Annotated in this window: 19 protein-coding genes and 1 pseudogene; 18 read left to right on the top strand and 2 right to left on the bottom strand. The window is 49.4% G+C overall.

Annotation, left to right across the window (positions count from 1 at the left end; translation table 11 throughout):
* Positions 1 to 458: 458 nt before the first annotated feature.
* Positions 459 to 1,042: pseudogene (locus tag KJS69_RS03215) on the bottom strand (RNA-guided endonuclease TnpB family protein); the annotation flags it as partial.
* A 718-nt stretch (positions 1,043 to 1,760) separates the two neighbouring features.
* On the opposite strand from KJS69_RS03215, the gene KJS69_RS03220 reads away from it, so the two are divergent.
* The 7 genes from KJS69_RS03220 to KJS69_RS03250 all read left to right on the top strand — a co-directional run bounded on the left by KJS69_RS03220 (position 1,761) and on the right by KJS69_RS03250 (position 13,789).
* Entirely contained in the window at positions 1,761 to 3,323 is a 1,563-nt protein-coding gene (locus KJS69_RS03220) for a coproporphyrinogen III oxidase (RefSeq protein WP_374706599.1), read from the top strand.
* Positions 3,324 to 3,385: 62 nt separating this feature from the next.
* A complete protein-coding gene (locus KJS69_RS03225) occupies positions 3,386 to 5,305 on the top strand; it encodes an FAD-dependent oxidoreductase (RefSeq protein WP_213581864.1) in 1,920 nt (639 codons plus the stop codon).
* A gap of 952 nt (positions 5,306 to 6,257) precedes the next feature.
* The gene (gene hisS, locus KJS69_RS03230) at positions 6,258 to 7,514 is read left to right on the top strand and encodes a histidine--tRNA ligase (protein ID WP_213581548.1); all 1,257 of its coding nucleotides are present in this window, start codon (positions 6,258 to 6,260) and stop codon (positions 7,512 to 7,514) included.
* 520 nt (positions 7,515 to 8,034) lie between these two features.
* Positions 8,035 to 9,810, top strand: a complete 1,776-nt coding sequence (gene aspS, locus KJS69_RS03235; protein WP_213581866.1) for an aspartate--tRNA ligase — start codon at positions 8,035 to 8,037, stop codon at positions 9,808 to 9,810.
* A 37-nt stretch (positions 9,811 to 9,847) separates the two neighbouring features.
* Positions 9,848 to 10,597 carry a tRNA threonylcarbamoyladenosine dehydratase gene (locus KJS69_RS03240; protein WP_213581549.1) on the top strand — a complete coding sequence of 250 codons (750 nt, stop codon included), beginning with the start codon at positions 9,848 to 9,850 and terminating at the stop codon, positions 10,595 to 10,597.
* 63 nt (positions 10,598 to 10,660) lie between these two features.
* Positions 10,661 to 11,977, top strand: coding sequence for a replication-associated recombination protein A (locus tag KJS69_RS03245; protein ID WP_213581550.1), 1,317 nt, complete (start codon positions 10,661 to 10,663; stop codon positions 11,975 to 11,977).
* Between the two features lie 204 nt (positions 11,978 to 12,181).
* Positions 12,182 to 13,789: a potassium/proton antiporter gene (locus KJS69_RS03250; protein ID WP_213581551.1), complete on the top strand. Its 1,608-nt coding sequence runs from the start codon at positions 12,182 to 12,184 to the stop codon at positions 13,787 to 13,789.
* Between the two features lie 232 nt (positions 13,790 to 14,021).
* Here the strand turns inward: KJS69_RS03250 and mnmA are convergent, their stop codons facing one another.
* Complete coding sequence (gene mnmA / locus KJS69_RS03255; RefSeq protein ID WP_213581552.1) at positions 14,022 to 15,137, bottom strand: tRNA 2-thiouridine(34) synthase MnmA; 1,116 nt, start codon at positions 15,135 to 15,137, stop codon at positions 14,022 to 14,024.
* 581 nt (positions 15,138 to 15,718) lie between these two features.
* On the opposite strand from mnmA, the gene cymR reads away from it, so the two are divergent.
* From cymR to mltG, 11 genes are all read left to right on the top strand, one after another.
* Positions 15,719 to 16,138, top strand: coding sequence for a cysteine metabolism transcriptional regulator CymR (cymR, locus tag KJS69_RS03260; protein WP_213581553.1), 420 nt, complete (start codon positions 15,719 to 15,721; stop codon positions 16,136 to 16,138).
* Positions 16,139 to 16,147: 9 nt separating this feature from the next.
* Positions 16,148 to 17,293 carry a cysteine desulfurase family protein gene (locus KJS69_RS03265; protein ID WP_213581554.1) on the top strand — a complete coding sequence of 382 codons (1,146 nt, stop codon included), beginning with the start codon at positions 16,148 to 16,150 and terminating at the stop codon, positions 17,291 to 17,293.
* Between the two features lie 122 nt (positions 17,294 to 17,415).
* Positions 17,416 to 17,931 (top strand): PRC-barrel domain-containing protein, encoded by a 516-nt coding sequence (locus tag KJS69_RS03270; protein WP_213581555.1) that lies wholly within the window; start codon positions 17,416 to 17,418, stop codon positions 17,929 to 17,931.
* A 10-nt stretch (positions 17,932 to 17,941) separates the two neighbouring features.
* A complete protein-coding gene (locus tag KJS69_RS03275; RefSeq protein WP_213581556.1) occupies positions 17,942 to 18,142 on the top strand; it encodes a hypothetical protein in 201 nt (66 codons plus the stop codon).
* Between the two features lie 204 nt (positions 18,143 to 18,346).
* Positions 18,347 to 19,417, top strand: coding sequence for an AI-2E family transporter (locus KJS69_RS03280; protein ID WP_249730331.1), 1,071 nt, complete (start codon positions 18,347 to 18,349; stop codon positions 19,415 to 19,417).
* 419 nt (positions 19,418 to 19,836) lie between these two features.
* Positions 19,837 to 22,461, top strand: coding sequence for an alanine--tRNA ligase (gene alaS, locus KJS69_RS03285; RefSeq protein ID WP_213581557.1), 2,625 nt, complete (start codon positions 19,837 to 19,839; stop codon positions 22,459 to 22,461).
* 194 nt (positions 22,462 to 22,655) lie between these two features.
* A complete protein-coding gene (locus KJS69_RS03290; RefSeq protein WP_213581558.1) occupies positions 22,656 to 22,922 on the top strand; it encodes an IreB family regulatory phosphoprotein in 267 nt (88 codons plus the stop codon).
* Between the two features lie 45 nt (positions 22,923 to 22,967).
* Entirely contained in the window at positions 22,968 to 23,384 is a 417-nt protein-coding gene (gene ruvX, locus KJS69_RS03295) for a Holliday junction resolvase RuvX (protein WP_213581559.1), read from the top strand.
* A 9-nt stretch (positions 23,385 to 23,393) separates the two neighbouring features.
* Complete coding sequence (locus tag KJS69_RS03300) at positions 23,394 to 23,714, top strand: DUF1292 domain-containing protein (protein WP_213581560.1); 321 nt, start codon at positions 23,394 to 23,396, stop codon at positions 23,712 to 23,714.
* Positions 23,715 to 24,017: a DUF1292 domain-containing protein gene (locus KJS69_RS03305; protein ID WP_213581561.1), complete on the top strand. Its 303-nt coding sequence runs from the start codon at positions 23,715 to 23,717 to the stop codon at positions 24,015 to 24,017.
* A 318-nt stretch (positions 24,018 to 24,335) separates the two neighbouring features.
* Entirely contained in the window at positions 24,336 to 25,418 is a 1,083-nt protein-coding gene (gene mltG / locus KJS69_RS03310) for an endolytic transglycosylase MltG (protein ID WP_213581562.1), read from the top strand.
* The last annotated feature ends 339 nt before the right edge of the window (positions 25,419 to 25,757 follow it).

The raw sequence follows: 25,757 nt of genomic DNA on the forward strand, positions 1-25,757 counted from the left end.
TCATTCGATAAAAAATTAAAAGCATACTATAATGAGTGATATGGAAACGGTGTGAAGAACATGCCGCTTTGATTCTAATGGAAACCAGCACTTGGTTTCGTGATCAAAGCGGCTTTTTAATTTGGAAAATGATCTTGAAATGAAGGGAGAGTTACGATTGAGCAGTTTTGAGGCGAGAATGAACGAGTGGCTATCATTCACTCGGTTGGGCCGAAGTTGAAACTTTGCGGTTTGCACGCGGAATCATGCGGCCTTTTACTTCAGGCGGATTGGCGTCGCATTTAAAACGATTCCGACAGACAGGCTAGACGTATATTAGACAAGCTTGTAACCGTCAACAACTCATGACTCAAGTCACGAGCTTGTAACTGCCCGGAAGTACGTACGGCGGCTAGCCTCCTTCCTTGGGGTGGCGTTACCATAGGCAGGTTGACTGCTGCCCGACTGCATAGGTATACCTACACAGCCACTTCAGCGATGTACTGGATTCCAATGCGCTGAAGATTCATAGCGCCAATGCGATCATCATTCGAGCGATACCCGCACTTCTGACAACAGAAGCGGTGCTTTTTCTTATCCCGATTGGCTCTCTCTGTATGCTCACATTTGGGGCAGGCTTGTGACGTGTAACGGGGATCAACCTCCATTACTTTGGCTCCATGGAGGATGGCCTTATACGTGATCATCTGGCGCATCTGCTAGAAGGACCAAGAGACGGTTTCATAGCGATCCTGGACCCGAACCCGCTCTGTACGGTTTCGAATGCCCGTTAAATCTTCCAATACAAACAACGTACGGCCCCATATCGGTGGACGAGTGCCTTGGATATCCGGTGATTGATATCTGTCATCCAGCGGTTTTCTCGTCCCCCGATTCGCTTTAACTTCCGGCAAGCGGAGGCTGTCCCCAGTTGCTGCAGCTGCTTTCGCAAATGCTTGTACTTCGAGCGCTTATTCTTAATGGGTCTACCGTGAAAGAACGTACATTGACCTTGGGAATCATAGCTGGTCGCGATAAAATTGATGCCCATGTCTGTCGTAACCCATCGATTTGTTCAGGAGTGGGCAAGATCTTCACTTTGGCGGTTAAAGTGATCTTCAACTCAAGTCACCTGGCTTCGTGTTAATATGATCAGCTAGGCTGTATCCTACACACTCCATTATACCAAACATATGTTCCTGTTTGAAGCAGGAATTCAGAAATAAGTGGAAGATCACTTATCTAATCAAAAGAGGAGGAGTAAAGGGGCGTGACTAATAAGAGAAGGGTGTAAATTCCTCTCACGACTCAAGTCGCGAGTATCCTTTACGCAGATCATGAATATGTTGATCGTTATCAACGGTAAGCAACGTTATCGTCAATTTTTAGCGGTCACTAACGACCGTTAGCATGACCCGATTCGCAGAATCGCGTATTTAATAGTCACTTTTGACCATTAGAAAGCAAAATTATGGTTTTTCACAGGAATATGCAAGGTTAATGGTCATAATAGTCCACTATAAATCCTAAATCGCGAAAGGACCGCTCTAATGGTCATTCATGTCCATTTGTAGTTTTTTTGCGCGTTGTCTTCTGCAAATCGCATAAATTCTGCCTCCGACATAATTCCTTCTATGTTCAGCAGATGAAATTCTCAACACAATATCGGACCGGTTGCAGTCAAAGTCAGCCTATGCGAAAAGTTTTATTCCACAAGCATCTTGTGATACACTCTACATTAGATAATTATGCTTACGGAATTCCCCCTCGGAGGTGCGAGTTTGATAACTATTGGGATAGATCGAATCGGATTCGATGATTTTTCGACTGAAATTTTTCATATTGCCAGACTTTTTTTTGAACAACCTGAAGTGAAGTGGGAGCCGCCTTTAGAGGATGAAATAGATTGGAGAGCCATCATCGAGCTGAAGCAGGATGAGGGGATTCAGGAGTTTCTAGTCAAGACCTGTCTTAGCTCCAAAGAGCAAGGCGAAGTCTGGACCTATGAGCATAAGAAGACCTTAACTGGGGAAGGCAGTGCGGAACGGATGGAAGTCAAGCGGGCCATTCTGCATTCATTGCTTCAGGTTCTACAGCAGGCGACCGGATTGGAGCAGCCCTGGGGGATTCTGACCGGAGTCCGTCCCACCAAGCTGATACATAATATGATGGCGGAGCATGATATCGAGCAATGCCGACAAATCTTAAGGGAGCAATATTTGGTCACCGATCCCAAGGTAAAGCTGCTGGCGGATGTCGCTGAACGCCAATTGAAGGTCATCCCGGATTTGTTTCATTTAGACCGGGAGGTCAGCATTTATATCGGCATTCCTTTTTGCCCGACCAAATGTGCTTATTGCACCTTTCCTGCTTATGATATCCGCGGAAATAACGGGTCCGTTCAAGGCTTCTTGGAAGGACTGCATTATGAAATCCGGGAGATGGGCCGCTGGATGCAGCAGGCCGGTCTTGGGATCACGACGATTTATTGGGGCGGAGGAACGCCAACCAGCATCGAAGCAGAAGAGATGGATGCTTTGTTTCAGACGATCCAGCAATCCTTTCCTGGAATGAATCAGGTGAGAGAGTTGACGGTAGAGGCCGGACGGCCGGATACGATTACCCCCGATAAAATCACGGTAATGAAGCGGTGGAATGTGGATCGGATTAGTATAAATCCGCAAAGCTTTACCCAAGCGACACTAGATTCGATTGGAAGGCATCATACGGTTAAAGAAACGATAGAGAAATTCCAGCTGGCTCGCGAAATGGGTATGAACAATATAAACATGGATTTAATCATTGGTCTGCCTAATGAAGGAATAGAGCAATTGCAGCTGACGTTAGACGAAACGGCCAAGCTGCTTCCCGAGTCGTTAACGGTTCATACGCTTTCCTTTAAAAGAGCCTCCAAAATGACGAAAAATCGAAGCCAGTACGAAGTAGCGGAACGGGACGAGATCGCGGAAATGATGAACATGGCCTCCGCATGGATGGACCGGTATGGCTACCAGCCCTATTATTTGTACAGGCAGAAAAATATACTCGGAAATCTGGAAAATGTCGGTTACTCTTTGGAAGGACGGGAGAGTCTATACAACATCGTCATGATGGAGGAACGGCAAACGATCATTGGGCTGGGCTGCGGAGCGGTAAGCAAAATTCTCCATCCGGCAATTGCAGGGGAAGATGGCAGGGTGCAGCAAAAAATCGACCGGTTTCCGAATCCAAAAGAACCGATTGCTTATATCCAAAACTATAGAGAATATGTGGATAAAAAAATCCGATTGTTAAATCAAGCTTACAATACTAAAGCAGAAGGGATTCGAACAAGCGGAGAATAAGACTTCAAATTGATTCTTTACCATATGGAGGGTCTACAGTGAGGAATAAATGGATATTATTAATGTCTACCGCCATTATTCTGCTGGCAGCAGGAAGCGGTTGGTTATACTACAAGGAAAAGTATGGGGGCGGCATCAGCTTCACCTCGCGGGAAAAGCCGCAAGAATTGGAGAAAGTGGAGTTTGTTGCTCAGCCGGCTGATGAATACGACGTCATCGTTGTCGGAACGGACCCGGAAGGGATTGCCGCCGCGGTTTCCGCGTCCCGCAACGGCCTCAAAACGCTGTTAGTCGACGGTCATGACCGTGAAATTCTCGGTGGCTTGATGACGCTCGGCTGGTTGAACAGCATTGATATGAACTATGACGTGGAGAATAAATCTATCGTTCCCGGGGCGAAAATGCCCGTGCTGAATAAAGGAATTTTTCTGGAATGGTATGACAAGGTAGAGGGAGATTCATTTGACGTCAACACGGCGGCCAATGCTTTTAACAAAATCGTGCAAAATGAAGAACTGCTCGATCTGCATCTGAAGGCAAAAGCGATCGAACCCATTACCGAGCACGGTCAGGAAGACCTGACGGTCGTGGAAGGGGTATCGATTACAAGGGAGGACGGGACGGTTCAGCAGGTCAAGGCCAAGGCCGTCATTGATGCTACCCAGGATGGGGATTTCGCCGCGGCCGCAGGAGTTCCTTTTACGCTTGGCCGGGAGGATTTGGGAGATATGAAATCTCAAATGGCCGTTACGCTTGTTTTTCGCCTGGATAATGTGGACAACGAGGTTTGGAAGCAGGTTCGACAACGTCTGAGCAATGATAATAACCCGAATACCGGCGCTACCGAAATGTCGGCCTGGGGTTATGATGAAATGCAAAAATATCCGGCGGTCAATAAGGAACGGTTAAAAATGCGCGGTTTAAATATCGGCCGCCAAAACGACGGCACGATTCTGATCAATGCCCTGCAAATTTTTGGAGTCGACCCGTTTGATCCTGAGTCCCGCGCGGAAGCTTTTGAGATTGCCAAGGAAGAGATCCCCCATGTTGTAAAATATATGAAGGAGCTGTATCCGGAATTTGCCAACGTTGAATTTGTTGATACCGCTCCGGAGCTTTATGTGCGGGAAAGCAGACATATGAAAGGGATGTACCGGCTGACGATTCTGGATCTGCTGGAGAACCGCGATCAATGGGACCGCATTGGCTTCGGCTCCTACGCCGTTGACATTCAACGGACGAGTCCGGCGGATAACGGGGCAGTCGTTATGGATCCGCCCAAATACGCCATTCCTTTTCGCAGCATAGTTCCGCAGAAGGTGGATAACTTGCTGGTCGTAGGGCGTGCCGCCAGCTTCGATACGCTCCCGCACGGGAGCGCGCGGGTCATTCCAACCGGGATGGCGACGGGAGAATCCGCAGGAGCGGCGGCAAAAATTGCTATAGATAGTGAGATGACTTTTCGCGAGCTGGCTGAGTCCAAGGAGGACATCAAGAAGCTTCAGGACTTGATCAACAGCAAAGGAATGGATGTCCAGCCCTATACCCCTAAAGTGCATCCTTATATGGAGCATGAGGCTTATCCGGGCTTGAAGGTGGCGGTTTATCTCGGTATCGCCATTGGCGGCTACAGCAATGATTTCAGGCTGGACGATGCGTCCAACCCGCAAAGATTTGTTAACCAATGGAACATTGCCAAACGGGTGTATCCGAATTCGTTTAAGGGCGATGCATCGGCCTCTATAGCGGGCATAGATGAAGCGGGCAAGCAATTGTTGACGCTTGAGCAGGCCTGCTACACGATAGCTAAAGCGGTAGAGCTGGACGTAGCCAGAGATCAGGCCCAGACCGAATTGATAGGCAAAGGGCTGCTTAATCCGTCCACAGTAGATAAAATTAAAGACCCGAACCAGTTGACGAACGGGGATACGTACATGCTGCTGAAGGATGCTCTCGAGCGGGTGGTCGGCGTGAAGTTCTAGAGGAGCGGCAAACAAAAGATAGTGGAGATAAAGTTTGGACCTAATTGCGGTGAAATAAAGTTTGCAAATGCCTTTATTTAGAGCCGAACGCTTCAGTGGTGGGGGATGTTCCGAAGACCTATGAAAAAGACTTTCTCTGCAGTCTCAAACAACATTTATTTCGAATTAAGGGCAGATCCTGAGTCTGACCATCCCTCTATCAGCACCGAAGCGTGTCAGAAATCAACTTGTAATCAAACTGTAATATTAGTTTCATAGTCTTGTAATGATGTTTGTCTATACTTAGTCATGACCCCTTTTGTAATATATACAATTAATTTCAACCTACACCACGTGGTGTAGGTTCTTTTCTTTTTAATGAGTTTCTTGGTTGGGATTCATTCTTTAGATGGGGGTGCCTATTGACATGGTCTCCGACGAGACACGGAGCCCTCACAATAATGACAAATAATAGGCATGATTTCTAATAGACGGGGACTCCAACCAGACGAAATCATTTGACATGAATAGGACATAATAACACATGATCTCTGATACTTGACATTCTTTCCTCACCACATTACAATCAATACTAATCTTACGAGCTCTTGTGAGCGTCGATGTTTATTTGATTTATTTATTGGATCCGTTGAAGGGACCGAGTAATTCAACCCCACCTCTCCAGAGAAGGAAGCCTTTGGCTGCAAGCTTCCCGAGGATGATTGAATGAACGACCTCCCGGAGGACTGGCCGTGACCCCCACAGCTTATTCAAGAAGCGGGTGGAAGTAGCAGCTTGGCGTAGTCGGGCGTTAACCGAGCAAAGTGCGGAATATTCCCGGGATGATGAATCCTTATGCAGGGAAGAATCCGAATGTGGGTGGTACCACGGGAGATTGTAATAATCCCTCGTCCCTGGTCTATTGAGGCCGGAGGCGGGGGTTTTTTATTTTGACAAAAGGGGGCTAAAGCGAATGAGTTTTCAAAAGCCAAAAGGCACACAGGATTTACTCCCCGGCGTTGTGGAGAAGTGGCAGTTCATTGAAGCTAAAGCAAGAGATTTGTGCCGCCGCTATCATTATAAAGAAATCCGCACGCCGATCTTCGAGCATACCGAGCTTTTTCAGCGCGGAGTGGGTGAGACGACCGACATTGTCGAGAAGGAAATGTACACTTTCCAAGATAAAGGCAATCGCAGCATGACCCTTCGTCCGGAAGGAACGGCCGGTGTCGTAAGAGCCTACGTAGAGAATAAGCTGTATGCCGAACCGGACGTAACGAAGCTGTATTATATCGGGCCGATGTTCCGATATGAACAGCCCCAAGCGGGACGTTACCGTCAACTGCATCAGTTCGGGGTCGAAGCGTTCGGCTCGACCGATCCTTCGCTGGATGCGGAGGTTATCGCTCTAGGCTACAGCTTCTACCATGAAGTGGGCATTCGTGAGGTGACGGTCGAGATTAACTCTGTCGGCACCCCGGAAATTCGTGCCCGCTTTCGTGAGACGCTGCTGCAATTTCTTCAGCCGATGCGAGAGGAGCTTTGCAAAGACTGCCAGAATCGGATGGAGAAAAACCCGCTGCGGGTGCTCGACTGCAAGGTCGATCAGCATCGATTTGAAGGGGCGCCGGAGCTAATTAGTCATTTGGACGAGGAATGCTCCGCTCATTTCGAAGCGGTTAGGAATCGCTTATCGGCGATGAATATCCCGTACCGGATTAATCCGCGGCTCGTACGCGGGCTCGATTATTACACGCACACCGCTTTTGAATATAAGGCGGGGGGCATCGGAGCCATCGATACAATAGGCGGCGGCGGCCGGTTCAATGGACTGGTCGGCGATGTCGGCGGTCAGGATCAGCCAGGCGTCGGTCTTGGTCTCGGGCTGGAAAGAACTCTGCTCGTTCTGGAAGCCCAGCAGGTGAATGTGCCCGGCGGGGAGCCGATAGACGTCTATCTGCTACCGATGGGGGAGCGGGCAGAGAGCGAAGCGGTAAGATTGTTGTTTGAGCTTCGTTCTCAAGGGATAGCGGCAGAGAAAGACTATATGCAGCGAAAGATGAAGGCGCAAATGAAAGCGGCGGATCGCTGCCAAGCCCGCTACGTAGCCATTCTCGGTGAGGATGAGCTGGACCAAGAGGTCATAGCGCTCAAGGAAATGGCTACGGGAGAGCAGCAATCGGTGCCGCTTAATGAACTGGCCGACCGTTTGAAGCCGGCTCAGGCCTGACCGTGGCAGACGGTCGACGGCGATCGAATCGATCTCGCTCGGCTTAAGCGCAGTCGATCGGCGGCGGGCGCGGCAACAATTGCTTGCCATGAGGTTGGCTGCCAAGCTCACATCCCCTCATGGGCGGCATAAAGCTTGCCGCCGGAAGAAGGGCTTTCCGGCCAGCCGCCATCTCACGCGAAACGTTTGCCCGCTGGCATGCAGTGCTGCCAAAACTAGCTGCATAACGGGTAGCCAACGTTACTTGCAAAAGTACAGGTCTTTGGATGGATTTTACCCGGAACAGGCCAATCTAGTGCAAAAACGCAGTGAATTTTAGCGGTTTGATTGGTTTCAGGCTTTTGCTGTAAAAAACCTGCATTTTTGCACATCAGTTTGGATTGTTTGCCGTTTTTCAAAATCGACATGCACTTTTGTATTGCGATCGGACCGCTCACGGTGAACCATCAGCTTATACCAGATTTTAGAATTTTAATAAAAAATGTTAATTTTTCTTGAGGAGGAAGACAGCGATATGTCCATGCTAAAAACGCATCATTGCGGCCAGCTTACTAAAGCCAATGTAGGAGAAACCGTTCAATTGAACGGTTGGGTACAAAGAAGACGCGACCTCGGAGGAGTGCTTTTCATTGATCTGCGGGATCGAACCGGAATAGTCCAAATCGTATTCAACCCGGATTTCTCAGGGGAAGCTCTGGAAATAGCCGATAGAGCCCGTAACGAATATGTATTAGCCGTACGCGGTAAAGTAATTGAGCGGGCCGAGGATACGAAAAACGATAACCTGGCGACGGGAGAAATTGAAGTTCAGGTGTCGGAAATCGAAATTATGAATATCGCCAAAAATCCGCCGTTCTTCATTGAAGACGGCATCGAGATCGATGAAGCGCTGCGGCTGAAATACCGTTATCTTGACCTGCGCCGCCCGGAAATGCAGAAGACTCTCAAGCTTCGCTCCAAAGCGGCTAAAGTTTTCCGTGATTTCCTGGATGACAACGAGTTCGTTGAAGTGGAAACACCGATTTTAACGAGAAGCACGCCGGAAGGCGCAAGGGATTATCTGGTGCCCAGCCGGGTTCATGAAGGCAAGTTTTTTGCCTTGCCGCAGTCTCCCCAACTCTTCAAGCAATTGCTGATGGTCGGGGGGCTGGAGCGCTATTATCAGATCGCTCGCTGCTTCCGTGACGAGGACCTTCGGGCCGACAGACAGCCGGAGTTTACCCAGGTCGACATTGAGACGTCGTTCCTTTCTCCGGAGCAGCTTCAGAGCATGATGGAAGAGCTGATGGTGAAGCTGTTTAAAGAGACGGTTGGCGTAGACATTCCTCGTCCGTTCCAAAGATTGACTTATGCCGAAGCGATGGGTAAATATGGTTCCGACAAACCGGATTTGCGCTTTGGCCTGGAATTGGTCGAAGTGTCCGACATTGTGGCTAACAGCGGAGTCAAAGTCTTCTCGACCGTAGTGGGCCAAGGTGGTCAGGTGAAGGCGCTGAATGCCAAAGGCTGCGCTTCCTGGAGCCGCAAGGAACTGGATGATTTGCAGCCGTTCGCCAATCGTTATGGCGGCAAAGGACTGGCATGGATTCAAGTCAAGGAAGGCGAGTGGAAAGGACCGATCGTCAAATTTTTCAGCGAAGAAGAAATTGCGGCTCTTACCGAGCGCCTGCAGGCGGAGGAAGGCGACCTGCTGGTCTTCTCTGCAGATAAGCCCAAAGTGGTGGCAGACGTGCTCGGCAACCTGCGCTTGAAGCTGGGCAGCGATTTGGGACTGATTGACGAGAGTCAATACAAGTTTGCCTGGGTTGTTGACTTCCCGCTGTTTGAATACGATGAAGAGGAGCAGCGGTATGTCGCCGCGCACCATCCGTTTACCCGGCCCATGGAGGAGGATATCCATTATTTCGACACCGATCCGGGCCAAATGAGAGCGCAGGCTTATGACCTTGTATTGAATGGCTATGAAGTCGGCGGCGGCTCCATGAGGATTTACAAGCGGGACATTCAGGAAAAAATGTTCACGGCTCTCGGATTCTCAGAGGAAAAGGCGCGCGAAAAATTCGGATATCTGCTGGAAGCTTTCGAATACGGGACTCCTCCGCATGGCGGAATAGCCTTTGGATTAGACCGGCTTATTATGCTGCTGGCCAGACGCAGCAATTTGCGTGAGACCATTGCCTTCCCCAAGACGGCAAGCGCCTCCTGCCTGCTTATGGACGCTCCGGGCGAGGTGGACAGTCAGCAGTTGGAGCAGCTCTCCATTCGCATTGCGATGAAGCAGCCTTCCTCCAAGTAAGTCAACCCTAATCTGTTTGAAGAAGGAGGAAGCCCAAGTGCTGAATCAATTTTCACGGACGGAGCTGGCGATCGGTCCGGAAGGCCTCGACGTTATGAAGCGCAGCACGGTTGCAGTGCTTGGTGTCGGCGGCGTCGGCTCTTTCGCAGTCGAGGCATTGGCCCGTACCGGCGTCGGCCGGATCGTCATGATCGACAAGGATGTCGTCGATATTACTAACGTTAACCGCCAGCTTCATGCTCTGCTGTCTACCGTAGGCCGCCAGAAGACGGAGCTGATGAAGGAGAGGGTCCGCGACATCAATCCGGAGTGCGATGCCGTCGCTTTGCAAATGTTCTACACCGAGGAAACGTATGAGAAGCTGTTTGAATATCCGCTTGATTACGTCATCGACGCTTCGGATACGATCAGTTATAAAATTCATTTGATCAAGCAGTGCCTGCAGCGTAAAATCTCGCTGATCTCGAGTATGGGCGCCGCTAACAAAATGGATCCGACCCGCTTTCAGGTGGCCGATATATCGAAGACGTCGATGGATCCGATTGCCCGGGTAATCCGTCAGAAGCTGCGCAAGGAAGGGATTACCAAAGGGGTCAAGGTCGTATTCTCCACCGAGGAACCGGTCAAGCCGCGGGAGGAAGTCACCAGGCAGATTGTTCCCGAGAATGCGCCCGAGATCCGCAAAGCCCAGCAGCCGCCAGCCAGCAATGCCTTCGTGCCGCCTGTAGCCGGACTCATTATGGTTAGCGTAGCGGTACGCGACCTGCTTAAGTCGGCCGGTGTTTAAGCAGGAGGCGGCGCTGGATGCTGACTTTAATCGTAAATGACCTTTTTACTCTGGAGGTTTAGCATGGATTTATTTTCCTACTCGTCCTCTTCTGCCGAAAATCGGCTGCTGGCTGACCGGATGAGACCAAGAGATTTATCGGAATATATCGGACAGGAGCATATCGTAGGCCCGGGCAAGCTGCTGCGCCGGGCGATCGAAGCGGATCAAGTCTCCTCCATATTGCTGTATGGTCCTCCCGGAACGGGGAAGACGACTTTGGCCCATATCATCTCGGAGAAGACCAACGGGGAATTTGTGAAGCTCAATGCCGTTGATGCCAGTGTCAAGGATGTGCGGGAAGTCATTGCCCAAGCGGAAGATCGCAAAGCGCTGTACGGTACAAAAACGATTCTGTTTCTGGATGAAGTACACCGATTCAATACAGCCAGACAGGATGCTCTTCTTCCGGCGGTGGAGCAGGGGACGATCATTTTTATCGGAGCGACAACCGAAAATCCGTATCATCATGTCAACGGAGCGCTGCTGTCCCGCTCGACCTTATTCGAGCTCAAGTCTCTGAACGCGGGACATTCGCTTCAAGCGATGCGCCGGGCAATCACGGACAGCGAGAAAGGGCTTGGCCGCCTTTCGCTGAGAGTCGAAGAAGAAGCGCTGGAACATATAGCAGCCATGGCCAATGGCGATATTCGCCGGGCACTGAACGCTCTGGAATTTGCGGCGTTGACGACTCCTCCGGGCGCTGACGGAATCATTGTCATTACGCTGGCTGTTGCAGAGGAATCGATCCGCAAGCCGACGGTGAGAGCGGACAAGTCGGTGCAATACGATGTATTGTCCGCTTTTCATAAAAGCGTACGCGGCTCGAGTGATGCGGCATTGTATTGGTTCTTGTATGCGGTCGAGAAGCTGGGAATGGACCCGATGACTTTCCTGCGGCGGTTGATCGTCGCCTGCAGCGAAGATATAGGATTAGCTAACCCGCAGGCGATGGTACAGGCGGTCAGCGCCATGGACGCCTATCATAAAATCGGCTGGCCCGAATCGAAATACGTCATCGCCCAAGCCATCATTTTCGCGGTGGAGAGCCCTAAATCGAATTCGATTCCTGTAGCGATCTCCCGTGTTATGCATGCGATTGAACAGCAGCCATCGGCCGAGGTGCCGCTGCATTTGCGCGACACCCACTACAGCGGTGCGGAAAAGCTCGGTCACAAAGGCTATAAATATCCTCATGATTATCCCAATCATTATGTGGACCAGGCCTATCTTCCCGAGGCTCTTGAAGATTCCTCATTCTTTATTGCCGGGGAACAGGGAATGGAAGAAAAAATAAGAATAAACCAGCATAATCGAAAAAAACGAAAGCCTTCCCCCTAAAAAGCGAAGCTTTCGCTTTTTTTTGGTTATATTTGTGTAAAAAATGACATTCAGGTCCGGGAAGATTATAATATAGGATGGGGAAAAAAACGATATAAGTAAATAGGGGAGAAGGTACATATAAACGTATTGACCAAATGATCATCCGTTCTGTTTGCAAAAGGGGGCTGTTAAACAAGAACGAGACGCTGGCGAGAAGGTGATATGAATTTGTTTACGACAGACAATGCTATTTTACTTATTGCTATCTTGTTGCTGGTAGGCGTAATGACTACGAAATTTTCTGCCCGATTTGGACTTCCTTCGTTAGTTTTATTCTTCGTCGTAGGGATGGTAATCAACCGGTTTATTTACTTTGATAATGCAGCCATTACCCAGATGTTCGGGGTTCTGGCGCTGATTGTTATATTGTTCGAGGGAGGGCTCCAGACTAAGTGGAGCAATATGCGCAAGGTACTGGTTCCGTCCTTGTCTTTGGCCACCTTCGGGGTATTTCTGACGACGATCATTATCGGGGCCTTTGCCATTCTGATCCTGGATTTAAGTCTTATCGAAGGAATGCTGCTAGGAGCGATAGTCGGTTCCACGGATGCGGCGGCGGTGTTCGCCGCCCTGGGAACCCGGAATATTAAGCAGAAGCTGTCCTCAACGCTGGAGGCAGAATCGGGAACGAACGACCCGATGGCGGTCTTCCTCACCGTTTCGCTGATTCAGGTTTACCAATCTCCGGATTCTAACCTCTGGTTTTTGCTGATTAACCTGTTTTGGCAGATGGGAGTCGGCTTGCTGATGGGACTGGTCATTGCCAAGGCGGCCGTCTGGTGCATTAACAAAATCAATTTGGACTCATCCGGACTGTACCCGGTATTATCGATTGCTTTCGCTATCTTTGCCTACAGTGCTACGGCTTTATTGAACGGAAGCGGACTTTTGGCCGTCTATGTCATGGGAGTTATCGTTGGAAATTCGGATTTGACTTATCGGCATTCCATCTTTCGGTTTAATGAAGGGTTTGCCTGGATGATGCAGATTTCCATGTTTATTCTGATGGGACTGCTGGTCTTCCCTCGGGAATTGATCAGCATCGCATGGCAAGGACTGGCTTTATCAGCCTTGTTGATGTTTGTGGCGAGACCAATTGGCGTATTTCTCAGTATGATTTTTATGAAATTTTCCTTCAAGGAAAAAATATTGATCTCCTGGTGCGGATTACGTGGAGCCGTTCCTATCGTTCTGGCCACCTATCCGCTGCTTGCCGGTATAGAGAACGGTCATCTTTACTTCAATATGGTCTTCTTTATCGTCCTGACCTCGGCCCTCATTCAAGGCTGGACAATCACTCCTTTGGCTAACTGGCTAGGATTGACGGGGGACAAAAAGCCGGCCACTCCCCATAGTCTGGAGTTGGTTTCCATAGGTAAAACCAATACGGAAATTATCGAGATTCATGTAGAAGAGGAAGCGGCCATTGTGGGAATGGAGATCAGAGAGCTGCATCTTCCGCAAGATACACTGATCACAGCCGTTATTCGCGGAGAAAAAGTGATTACACCCAGGGGAACAACGGCTATAGGCGCAGGCGATATTCTGTATGTTCTCGTGTCCAAACACCAGACAGAGCGAGTGAAGAGTATATTTCTTGAAATGAAGCCCGGTGAGGAAGAGAACGAAAAGGAGAAGCCGGAAGGCGATAGTGATTGGCCTGATACCTCATATGTCAATCCGTCAGAGGGAAGCGATGGAGAGGGAAGAGAGGAAGCGGGATTGGATGGAGAGGGGGTTGGACATGGTGGAAGAAACGGAAGAGCATAGTGAAAATATCGTAATAACGACCGATCAAGCAATAGGTAATATCAATAAGTTAGAGATGGATCCAAAGTGGTGGGAAGGAAGAGCGCCACGTTAAAGCACATAGCAAAAAAGGGACGGTCCCTCCGATCAACGGGTTGATCTTGAGGGATTGTCCCTTTCCTTTTGTTTCATTGGCGCGATGCAATCAGCATTCGCTGCCGAAGGTAGGCCGTGCGGCGTGCAATCGCGGCGGCTATGCCCTCGATTCGTCGTCCAGCCGCTCGGTTCGGTCGATGATGCCACCGCCCAAGCATTGCTCCCCGTCATAGAATACGACGGCTTGCCCGGGGGTGATCGCCTTTTGCGGCTGGTCGAATTCGACCCGGCAAGTGCTGTCGCTGCTCATCGTCACGGTCACCGCTTGATCCTGCTGGCGATAACGGAGTTTACCGGTGCAGCGGATCGGCTCTGCGGGCAAGTCTCCCTCGATCCAGTTGACGTCGGTGGCAGTCAGCGCGGTGGAGTACATTCTCGGGTGAGCATCCCCTTGAACAACGTACAATATGTTGTTGGTCAAGTCCTTGTCCACCACAAACCAAGGCTCGCCCGTGCCGGACCCGCCAATGCCCAGGCCTTGGCGCTGCCCTAGAGTGTAATACATCAGGCCGTCGTGCTTGCCCTTCCATTCACCGTCGAGGCTGCGGATATCCCCGGGCCGGGCGGGCAGGTAATGGCTCAGAAATTCCTTGAAATTTCTTTCGCCAATAAAACAGACGCCTGTGCTGTCCTTCTTCTTGGCGGTGGCCAGACCGGCTTGAGCGGCAATTTCCCGCACCTTTGCCTTAGGCAGGTGGCCGATGGGAAACATAGCTTTGGAGAGCTGGTATTGATTTAACGCATTCAGGAAGTAGGTTTGATCCTTATTGGCGTCCAGTCCCCTCAGCAAACGGTATTTACCCTGCTGCAGCTCCACTCGGGCATAATGGCCCGTAGCAATATATTCAGCTCCAAGCTCCAACGCTTTTTGCAAAAACTCCCCGAACTTGATTTCACGGTTGCACATGACGTCGGGATTCGGAGTTCTGCCTTTGCGATATTCGTCCAGAAAATAAGCAAACACTTTATCATAATATTGTTTCTCGAAATTGACCGTATAGCAGGGAATCCCGATTTGCGCACACACTTTGCGCACATCTTCGGCATCCTCTTCTGCCGTACAGTGGCCAAATTCGTCCGTATCGTCCCAATTTTTCATGAAGATGCCGATGACATCGTAGCCTTGTTCCTTCAGAAGAAGTGCGGCGACCGAGGAATCGACTCCACCGGACATTCCGAGGACGACTCTGGTTTGGTGAGCCGGTTTGTCCATTGACTATCCCTCGCTTTACATGGGGTATATTTGGTAAAATGATTAACTTCACAAGGTCCCTGCATAGAGCATCTGCGAGCAAAAGAGGACTTTCAACGCCATCTCCGATAGACCTATGACAGAAGCTGTTTATTATTGTATCACAAACCGGATGAAAATCCGCTATTCTTGAAAATCAGAAGCATTATTATTTTCATGAAAATGTCATGGTTTTCATTTCCGTAAAAGCAATTCTGTGTTAACATATAGGTTAAGGTGTGTCATTAATTTTTTTTGACCTTTATCCGACTTTTTCCATCGCTGATGGGATGCTTTGCTTTCGATTTGGGCAAGCTGGATAACAATAATTGTACTAGTTTTTTGACTTTGAGCAGAAAGTCTTGCCAGCGAGAATAGAGCGGGGAGCAGATTACCTTCGACAAGCATGTGCTAAGCCTCAGGATGAGGCAAGGAAAGCGGCAAGCTGCATGAGTCAGGGAAGAATCCTAATTCTCCGCATCGAGACTTTCCATTATACTTTCTCTCAACCTTTACCACTATTTGCGCATAAGTCGCGAGTATGACACGAATGAGGTGTTACTTTGAAGATCTCGACAAAAGGACGATACGGTCTCACTATTATGATGGAGCTGGCTAATCGGTATGGAGAAGGTCCCACCTCCTTAAAAAGCATTGCGGAAAAACACCAGCTGTCCGAGCATTATTTGGAGCAGTTGATCGCTCCTCTGCGTAACGCCGGGCTGGTAAAGAGCATACGCGGAGCCTACGGCGGTTATATACTATCCAAGCCTGCCGAGGAAATAACCTCCGGAGATATTATCCGGGTATTGGAAGGCCCGATCAGTCCGGTCGATTTCACGGAAGAAGACGATCCGGCCAAACGCGCTCTGTGGATCCGTATTCGCGACAGCATCGCGGAAGTACTCGATTCGACGACATTGGCTTATCTTATTTCCTATAAAGACGAAGGCAAGAACGATAGTTACATGTTCTACATTTAGGAGTCCCAGATGAAGCCTATTTATCTCGATCATGCCGCCACAACACCGATGCATCCCGCTGTGCTGGAAGCGATGACTCCCTATTTTACCGACGTATTTGGCAATCCGTCCAGTGTACATTCCTTTGGCCGTCTTGCTCATCGCGCATTGAATGAGGCAAGAGAGCGAGTCGCCGCTGCTCTCGGCTGTGAAGCCAGGCAATGGATATGGACGAGCGGGGGGACAGAAAGTGACAACCTGGCCATTCTCGGCACTGTTGCCGCTTCGGAAGGCAAGCAGCATATTATTACGTCGCAGGTGGAGCATCATGCCGTGCTGTATGCCTGCCGCTATCTGGAGAGGCAGGGCTGTGAAGTCACCTATCTCCCGGTGGATGAAACCGGGAGAGTGGACCCGCTGGATGTCGAACAGGCGATCCGACCGGATACGGCTCTGATCAGCATTATGTACGGGAATAATGAAGTGGGTACACTCCAGCCCATCCGTGAGATTGGAGAAATAGCGAGGGCTTCGGGGATTCCTTTTCATTCCGATGCCGTCCAGGCACTCGGATTGGAGCCTGTCGACCTGTCCCGGCTTCCGGTAGATTTGGTAAGCTTCTCCGCGCATAAAATCGAAGGCCCTAAAGGCGTAGGGGGATTGTACTGCTCCCCCCGAATCCGCATTGCTCCTCAATCCTTCGGCGGCTCCCAAGAGCGCAAACGCCGTGCAGGAACGGAAAACGTAGCGGGGGCCGTCGGTTTTGCCGCTGCTGTAGAAAGAGCCGTTGCCAGAGTGGAGCATAATCAGATGCGGATGAATGAATTACGGCGAACGATGATCGACGTATGGTCTCGCGAGCTGGGGCCTCAAGACTATGTCATCAATGGCCATCCGCAATTCACGCTTTCCCACATTTTGAACGTCAGCTTCCCAGGAGTTTCTACCGAAACGCTTTTGATGAACCTCGATTTGGAAGGCATCGCTGCCGCCAGCGGTTCCGCCTGTACTTCGGGAGCGTTGGAAGTCTCCCATGTGCTTCAAGCGATGAAGCTTCCCTCTTCGGTTACCCATTCTGCTGTTCGTTTTAGTTTTGGATCCGGTAATCTCGTTGAAGATGTCGAATGGGCCGCTTCTCGAACGGCGGCCATTGTGCTCAGAATGCATAAGAAGTAAAACCTCCTCTCTTTTCGATTCATCCGTATAAGCATGGCTCGTTTGACAAACAATTTTGTAAGGTGAGAACACGCGCCACGGTAACCGGATAGGCCGGTTCGGTTCGAAAGGAGAGACGGTTTTTGCGCAGGGCTAATGATATGCTGGGTCTGCCCGTTATTGATGTTCAATCGGGAAAACAGCTTGGAACGGTTAAAGATTTGTTGATCGATCCCGAGTGGCTTGTGCAGGGAATTATTCTGGATACAAGACACTGGTTCTCCAGTCCAAGATTTATATTATGGGAAGATATTGCTTCCTATGGAGAAGACGCTGTTACGGTCGAGGGAGAAGATGTTATAAGGATGGAGGAAGACACCCCGGATTCATGGGTCCTGTTATCCGGCTCAGGCAAAATTATTGGTTTGCCTCTGCTTACGGTAAACGGACAGCAGCTAGGTCGAGTGGAGGATGTTTATTTTTCTCCAAAAATGGATAAAAAAATAATAGGCTTTGAATTATCCGAAGGCTTCCTGTCCGATGTGAAGGAAGGCCGGAAGTGGTTGCCTGCCCCAGCGCAGGCGACTATGGGACAAGATGTGATCATAGTCCCGGTAAGCAGCAAGGATGAGCTGGAAGAAAATTTATATGAGGAATAGGGGGAAAGAGATGCTGCGATGTCCTAATTGCAACTCCAAGGATATAGGGAAAATCGGCTCCCATCAATTTTATTGTTGGGGCTGCTTTATTGAGCTTACGGTAAATGGAGAGAAGATGTCCGTTTATCAAGTAGAGGAAGATGGTACTCTTAGCTCGTTGGATGATTTGTTTTTTGAGGAAGAATTTCCTCAGGAAATCCATGCGAATTAGCAGGCTGGCCGAGTAACCCTTGCATCCGGTTTTTCATGAGACGAAAGAACGCTTTTCGTCTGATGAAAAGCCGGATGTTTTAGTTAACACGCTGAATTGTCGGTAGAACCTGTGGGTTAAATCACTCTGCTGCTACATATACTACTGTAGATAGCTAGTCCGGCTGCTTCCTGAGATAGCCTGGGCTTAGGCGGGGTGAATTCAGTGGAGCCTTTTTACAAAAATAAATGGTTCGGAATCTTTCTGTTTGCGCTGGTTGGTTTAATCCTACTGTATATGCTTATACTCGTGAAGCCTATTATTCTATGGGGCTACAAATTTTTGAGCGCGGTGCTGGCCCCGTTCGTGATCGCCATGATTATTTCATACGTTCTCAATCCGGTTGTCACCTTGCTCAATCATAGAAAGGTTCCCCGCACGATAGCGGTGCTGCTGATTTATGCCGTTTTTATTACGTCTCTTGTTGTGATTATGATGAATTTAATCCCGGTTTTTGTGACCCAATTAGCGGAACTGAACGAGCATATTCCACAGATGACGATGAAAGCCGAAAGTATGATGATGACGCTTAATGACCATCCGCTTCTGCCGGACAGCATTCGGGAAGGCATCTATAATTCGCTTAATAAATGGGAGGACGCGATTTCCACTGCCATTTCGGATTATATCAACCGGATTGGAAGCACGATTAACATGTTATTCGTTGCCTTCATCGTTCCTTTTGTAGCGTTTTATATATTGAAGGATTTTAAATTGATTGAAAGAGGCGTCATTACGATTGTTCCCAAGGGGCACCGGCGGCCTACCGTAAAGCTGCTGCGGGATATCGATCAAGCGTTGGGGAATTACATACGCGGACAGTTCATTGTATGTCTCATCGTAGGCTTGCTAGCTTATATTGGCTATTGGATTATCGATATGCCTTATCCATTGCTTATGGCCAGTGTAGTGGCGGTGTTTAATATTATTCCCTATCTGGGGCCCTTCTTCGGTGCGGCCCCGGCGATCCTTATGGCGGCAACTGTCTCCTGGAAAATGGTTTTGTATGTCGTTATCGTGAACACGGCCGTGCAAATTCTCGAAGGCAATGTGATCTCTCCCCAAGTGGTGGGACGCACGCTGCACATGCACCCGCTTTCGATTATTTTTGCACTGCTTGTCGGCGGCGAGTTGGCGGGGATTATCGGGCTTATTCTGGCCGTTCCTTTATTTGCTGTTTTGAAGGTGATCATCCAGCATATTTTTATTTATTACGTCCACCGCAAACCGACTTGACCAACGAAATAGTACAGCTTACCGGGCTTCGCTGAATGGAATGCCAGCGGCTCTCACAGCGGATCATGACAATTGTTGACATGGCAGGGGAAAAACCGCTATAATTTGGGGCATATGCAACTGAATATCGGCTAAAGCGAGGATGAATTCCATGAAGTCATAGCCCATTCGCCAGAGAGGGGGTTCCTGTGAATAGCACAGGCTGAAAGAACCTCCGGAATGAAGAATGACGGAAGCTGTTTTCGGAGTGTGGATGAACTCCACCGGGGGAGACTCGTTACATCTCGTGTGAGGAGATTGCATGCGGCGCTATTCCGCAAGGCAATAACCAGGGTGGTACCGCGATTTAATCGTCCCTGAATCAAGGGGCGTTTTTTGTTTTCTTTTAGAAATAAGGTGACAAATGGAGGAAGGTATGAATGAAAGCTAGTGTAATTCGCCAAAAATGGCTTGACTTCTTTGCGGAGAAAGGACATAAGATTGAACCGAGCTCCCCGCTCGTCCCTCATAACGACCCGTCCTTGCTCTGGATTAATGCCGGGATGGCTCCGCTCAAGCCTTATTTCGACGGTCGTGTGAAGCCGGATAATCCGCGTATCGCCAATGCGCAAAAATGTATTCGCACGAACGACATTGAGAATGTGGGCAAGACCCGCAGACACCATACGTTCTTTGAAATGCTCGGCAACTTTTCGATTGGCGACTATTTCAAAGAAGAAACGATTACATGGGCGTGGGAGTTTCTTACCGACCCTAAGTGGATCGGCTTTGATCCGGAGCGTCTGTCGGTGACGGTCTATCCGGAGGACCAGGAAGCTTTCGATCTGTGGCACAATAAGATTGGGCTGCCCGCGGAGAGGATTTATAAGGTAGAGGACAATTTTTGGGATATCGGGGAAGGCCCCTGCGGTCCATGCACAGAAATTTTCTACGATCGGGGGGAGGCGTACGGAGATCTGAACGATCCGGAATGCTGGCCTGGCGGAGAGAACGAACGGTTTCTGGAAGTATGGAACCTTGTGTTCTCCCAATTTAATCATAACAAAGACGGAAGTTATACTCCTCTGCCGAATAAAAATATCGATACCGGCGCCGGGTTGGAGCGATTCGCCTCTATTTTGCAGGAGGTCGACTCCAATTTCGATACGGACCTGTTCGTTCCTATCATTGAGAAGACCTGTGAGATCACCGGGGCTCGCTATAAAGAGAAGGAAGACATGGATGTAGCTTTGAAAGTGATCGCGGATCATATCCGGACAGTCGTCTTTGCTGTCGGTGACGGAGTTCTCCCCTCCAATGAAGGACGGGGTTACGTAATTCGCAGGCTGCTTCGCCGCGCGGTCCGTTACGGTAAAATGCTCGGCATGAACGAGCCGTTCTTGTATCGTCTTGTACCGACCGTAGGCGAGGTCATGGGTGTGTACTACAAAGAAGTGGCTGACAAGGCTGAATTTATCATCAAAGTCATCCGTACCGAAGAGGAACGGTTCCATGAGACTTTGTCCGACGGTCTGGCTATTCTGGCAGGGTTCGCGGATCAAGCGAAGGAGGATGGAACGGGCGTCATTCAAGGGACGGACGCGTTCAAATTGTATGATACCTATGGATTCCCCCTTGATTTGACCGAGGACTTTGCCCAGGAGCATGGATTGACCATTGACCGGGAAGGCTTCGAACAGGCGATGGAAGCCCAGCGGGAACGGGCTAGAGCAGCTAGACAGGATACCGAAAGCATGAACATTCAGGGCGGTCCGCTGGCTGATTTTACGGATAAAAGCGAGTTTGTTGGTTATAATGAATTGGTAACTACTGCTAAGGTGATGGCCATCGTGAGCCAAGGACAAATGGCAGATTTCGTTAGCGAAGGAGAGGTATGCCAGGTCATTCTGGACCGGACACCGTTCTATGCGGAATCGGGAGGCCAGGTTAGCGACACGGGCATGCTGAACGGCGCTCAAGGAAGGGCAACGGTTGAGGACGTAGGCAAAAGCCCGAATGGGCAGCACGTCATGACCATTAGGATGGAGCAAGGATCTTTACGCCTAGGGGAGACGGTCGAGGCAGTCGTGGACCGGATCAAACGGGACGACATTATCAAGAACCATACGGCTACGCATCTGCTTCACCACGCCTTGAAGGATGTACTGGGCGAGCATGTGAATCAGGCCGGATCGCTGGTTGCTCCGGATAGACTTCGCTTCGACTTTTCCCACTTCGGCGGGATCAGTCCCGAAGAGCTTCAAGATATAGAGACTCGTGTCAACCGCCAAATTTGGAACCGGACGAGCCTGGACATATCGCTGAAGCCGATCGCTGAAGCCAAGGCGATGGGGGCGATGGCGTTGTTTGGGGAAAAGTACGGCGATATTGTGCGAGTGGTGCGAATTGGAGATTACAGCATCGAGTTATGTGGAGGCTGTCATGTGGAAAGCACCGCCGAAATCGGTTTGTTCAAAATTGTGAGCGAGAGCGGGATCGGCTCCGGAGTCCGCCGGATTGAGGCGGTAACCGGAAGATATGCCTATGAATATTTCGATCAGCAGCTGGATTTGCTCAGACAATCCGCCACTCTGCTTAAAGCAGGAATCCATGATGTACCCAAGCGGATTGATACGATGATGAATCAGGTCCGTGAATTGAACCGGGAGCTGGAATCTCTTCGCGGCAAGCTGAGTCATCTGGAGGCAGGCAGCTTGACTGACCGTCTGCAGCAGGTGGACGGGGTGCCTGTCTTGGCTTCCAAGGTCGATGCGGGAGATATGGACTCTCTGCGTACGATCGTCGATGAATTGAAGGCAAAGCTGGAATCCGGAATTATAGTGCTGGGTGCCGCCATGGACGGTAAGGTTAACCTTGTCGCCGCCGTTACGGCCGATTTGGTAGGCCAAGGCTTCCACGCTGGCAAGATCGTGAAGGAAGCGGCCGCTATATGTGGCGGAGGCGGCGGAGGCCGGCCTGACATGGCTCAGGCTGGAGGCAAGGACCCCTCCAAGCTGGATGAGGCGATCGGGCAAATTCCGGAGCTGATCAAACGGATGAAATGAAGATAACCGCGATTCGGTTATCGCACAGACTGGAAAAGAGCTCCGCAAGAGAAAATTTGTCCATAAAAGAGGAATTATTGTCGATGGCAGAGAATATATCAGCATAGATAAATCTTGTGGATTAAATGGCAAGGTTGGCATAGGCTATGAAGTAAGTTTTGCCCGATCAGGCAAAACTCTCAGGAGGTGCGGTAATGAATTCCATGGATAAAACAATGAAATTTAATGTGAAAGCCGAAGGGATAGAGGCATCACCGGAGGAAGTTATGATTGCCGTTTACGACGCCCTGCAGGAAAAGGGCTACAATCCGATCAATCAGATTGTAGGCTACCTGTTATCCGGGGATCCCGCTTACATTCCGAGACACAACAATGCCAGGAGCTTGATCCGCAAGAGGGAGCGGGATGAACTGATTGAGGAATTGGTTCGTTACTATTTGCAGGGCAAACAGCGTAAATAAATGGTAACGCAAACGGCTTGTTGACAAACCTATGGAGATTGACGCATGAAAATAATGGGGTTAGACTACGGAGATAAGACAATAGGCGTCGCTGTAAGCGATGAATTCGGCTGGACCGCCCAGGGCTTGGAGGTCATTCGCCGAACGAGCAAGGCCGCCGATTTGGCAAGGCTACAAAACATTATTCAGGAGCATGGGGTAGAAGAGATTGTAGTCGGACTTCCGAAAAATATGAACAACACGATCGGTCCGCGCGGGGAATTAAGTATGGAATTTGCCGAAGCATTGCAAACTAAAGTCAAGCTCCCCGTACACCTTTGGGATGAAAGATTGACGACCGTATCCGCGGAAAGAACATTGTTGGAGGCGGATGTCAGTCGAAAAAAGCGGAGGCAAGTCATCGACAAGATAGCCGCTGCTTTTATACTGCAAGGCTTTTTAGATTCTAATAAAAGAAGGTGAGGTTGTACAATGGCGAACGATGAGATGCATTTGGACGAACCGGAAATTATTTATATTCCCGATGAAGAAGGAAACGAAGAAGAATTTGAAGTAATCATGAAGTTTGAGGTTGACGGCTCGGACAAAAAGTATATGATGGTCGTTCCCGTGGAAGCCGATGACGACGAGACCGATGAAGTGTATGCATTCCGCTATGAGGAAGAAGGAGACGATCTTAAGCTGTACACGATCGACGACGAAGAGGAATGGAATATTGTGGAGGAAACCTTCAACACGCTGATGGATGAGTTGGAGGAAGAGGAAGAAGACGAAGAGGCTGAGGGAAAATAAATGGATGGCTATCAACTAAAGGACGCCAAGCCGATTGACGTATTGAAGCAAGCCTTCGGAGAAGAAATCATTCTGGATGATGAAGAAAGCTCACGCACTTATGTGCTGCTGACCGAATTTTCAATTGGGCAGCATGAATATGCGGTGCTGGTGCCGGCTGAATCCGGCAAAGATGAGGAAGCCTCCGTCTTTCGGATTACTCGGAACCCGGCGGGCGATCCAGAATTGGAAACGATCGACGACGATGACGAGTGGGAAATGGTATCTGAAATTTATGATGAAATGGTAGCCGATTTCGATTGATGGATAGTAGAACATTTTTAAAGAATGTGCTAGGATAAAAAGGGCGGCGAAAGCCGCTCTTTTTCGACATTATATTTATAAATTCCGGGGCTCCCCGCAAAGTATTGTATAAACCTCTTTCGAAGTAAAGTCTGGAAGATCGACCGCAATTAGGGGGAGGTTTAGACGCCGACCCTGTTAGGGTGCGGAAGGAATAAGCTTCGAAGGTCATACGTCACTTTGTGGGGGATATCATGCAGTGACATATTTTGCGCAAGTTCATCCGTGAATCAATGGGTGTGAACGTAAAGCGTTTGGGAGGGCTCGAGTGACGATTCGATGAAGAACGGTCATAATAATCATTCGCCAAATAGGAAAAAAAGAACAGGTATCGGGGTATTCTTTTCGCTGCTGCTGCTGCTGGTCGCTTTGGGGACGGTGTCCGGCTATATTATTTATGGAATGAAGCCGACTCCGTATTCGGATCAGATGGTTCGGCTGACGATCGCTCCGGGGACGGGATCTAAGCAGATTGCCGATATTTTGCATAGGGAAGGAATTATTCGCAATCCCTGGGTGTTTACAGGTTATTTGCGGTTTAAGCAAGAGGGGACCCGATTTCAGGCCGGTGAATATGAAATGAATCCCGGCATGAGCTTCGATGACATTATTTACAAGCTGAACCGGGGGGACATTGTTAAGGAAGAAATGATGAGGTTCACGATCCCGGAAGGATTCACGATCCGGCAAATCGCAGATAAGCTGAGCGAGCAGAATGGTGTGGATGCCGAGAGGTTTATCGAGCTTGCTCAAAATCCTTCAATGGTAGACTCCCCTTGGCTCGATTCGCTGCCTGTGGAGGATCCGAATCTGAAATACAAGCTGGAAGGCTATTTGTTTCCGGAAACGTATGAATTGAACAAAGACAGCTCGCCGGAAGAGATCATTAGCCGGATGTTGGCTGAATGGGATCGCAAGCTGGTGAAGCTGCCGGAAGGCTGGCAGAGCACGATGGAGGAGCGTGGATTGACTTTCCATCAACTTCTCACTTTAGCTTCGCTAATCGAAAGGGAAGTGACGGTGGAGGATGAGCGTCCGTTGGTGGCCGGGGTTATTTATAATCGAATAGAGCAGGGCATGAAGCTGCAGATTGATGCGACGGTACAATATTCGCTGGATGCTCCTAAAGAACGCTTGTACAACAAGGATTTGCTGGTGGATAGCCCTTATAATACGTACGCTAACGCTGGAATGCCCCCCGGGCCCATTGCCAGCCCGAGTCTGTCTTCGATAGAAGCCGCGCTCTATCCGGAGCAATCCAACTATTTATTCTACGTAACCAAAAAAGACGGTTCCCAACGACATCTGTTTGCGGAAACCTACGCTCAGCATCAGAAAAATATAAAAGAAAGCGAAAGTTAACAGCGATGGCAAAAGCGATTTTTAACCTTTGCTGCACGGGTTGCCGTTGAATAAGATTTATATTCGGGAGGAGCTGATTTCAGCGTCCTCCCTTTTCTCAGTTTAGGAGGAGCGCAGCGATGAGAACAACGTATCGATATGTGTTCGGAAACGGGGGTTATTTCTAAATTCTCTCTCGAAGCAACCCCGTGATTCTCGTCTTAATCGAAAATAAGCATGAACAGTCCATAAATTTTCAACGTTTTTAACAATTTTTTTGAAAAAAGACTAAACAAAATGGGTCGAAATGTCGAGAAAATAGTCATCAAGACTTAAATAGGATGGTGGCTGTCTTTGAAA

It is taken from the genome of Paenibacillus sp. J2TS4 (genome assembly GCF_018403245.1).
In the GTDB taxonomy this organism is placed as follows: Bacteria; Bacillota; Bacilli; order Paenibacillales; family NBRC-103111; genus Paenibacillus_L.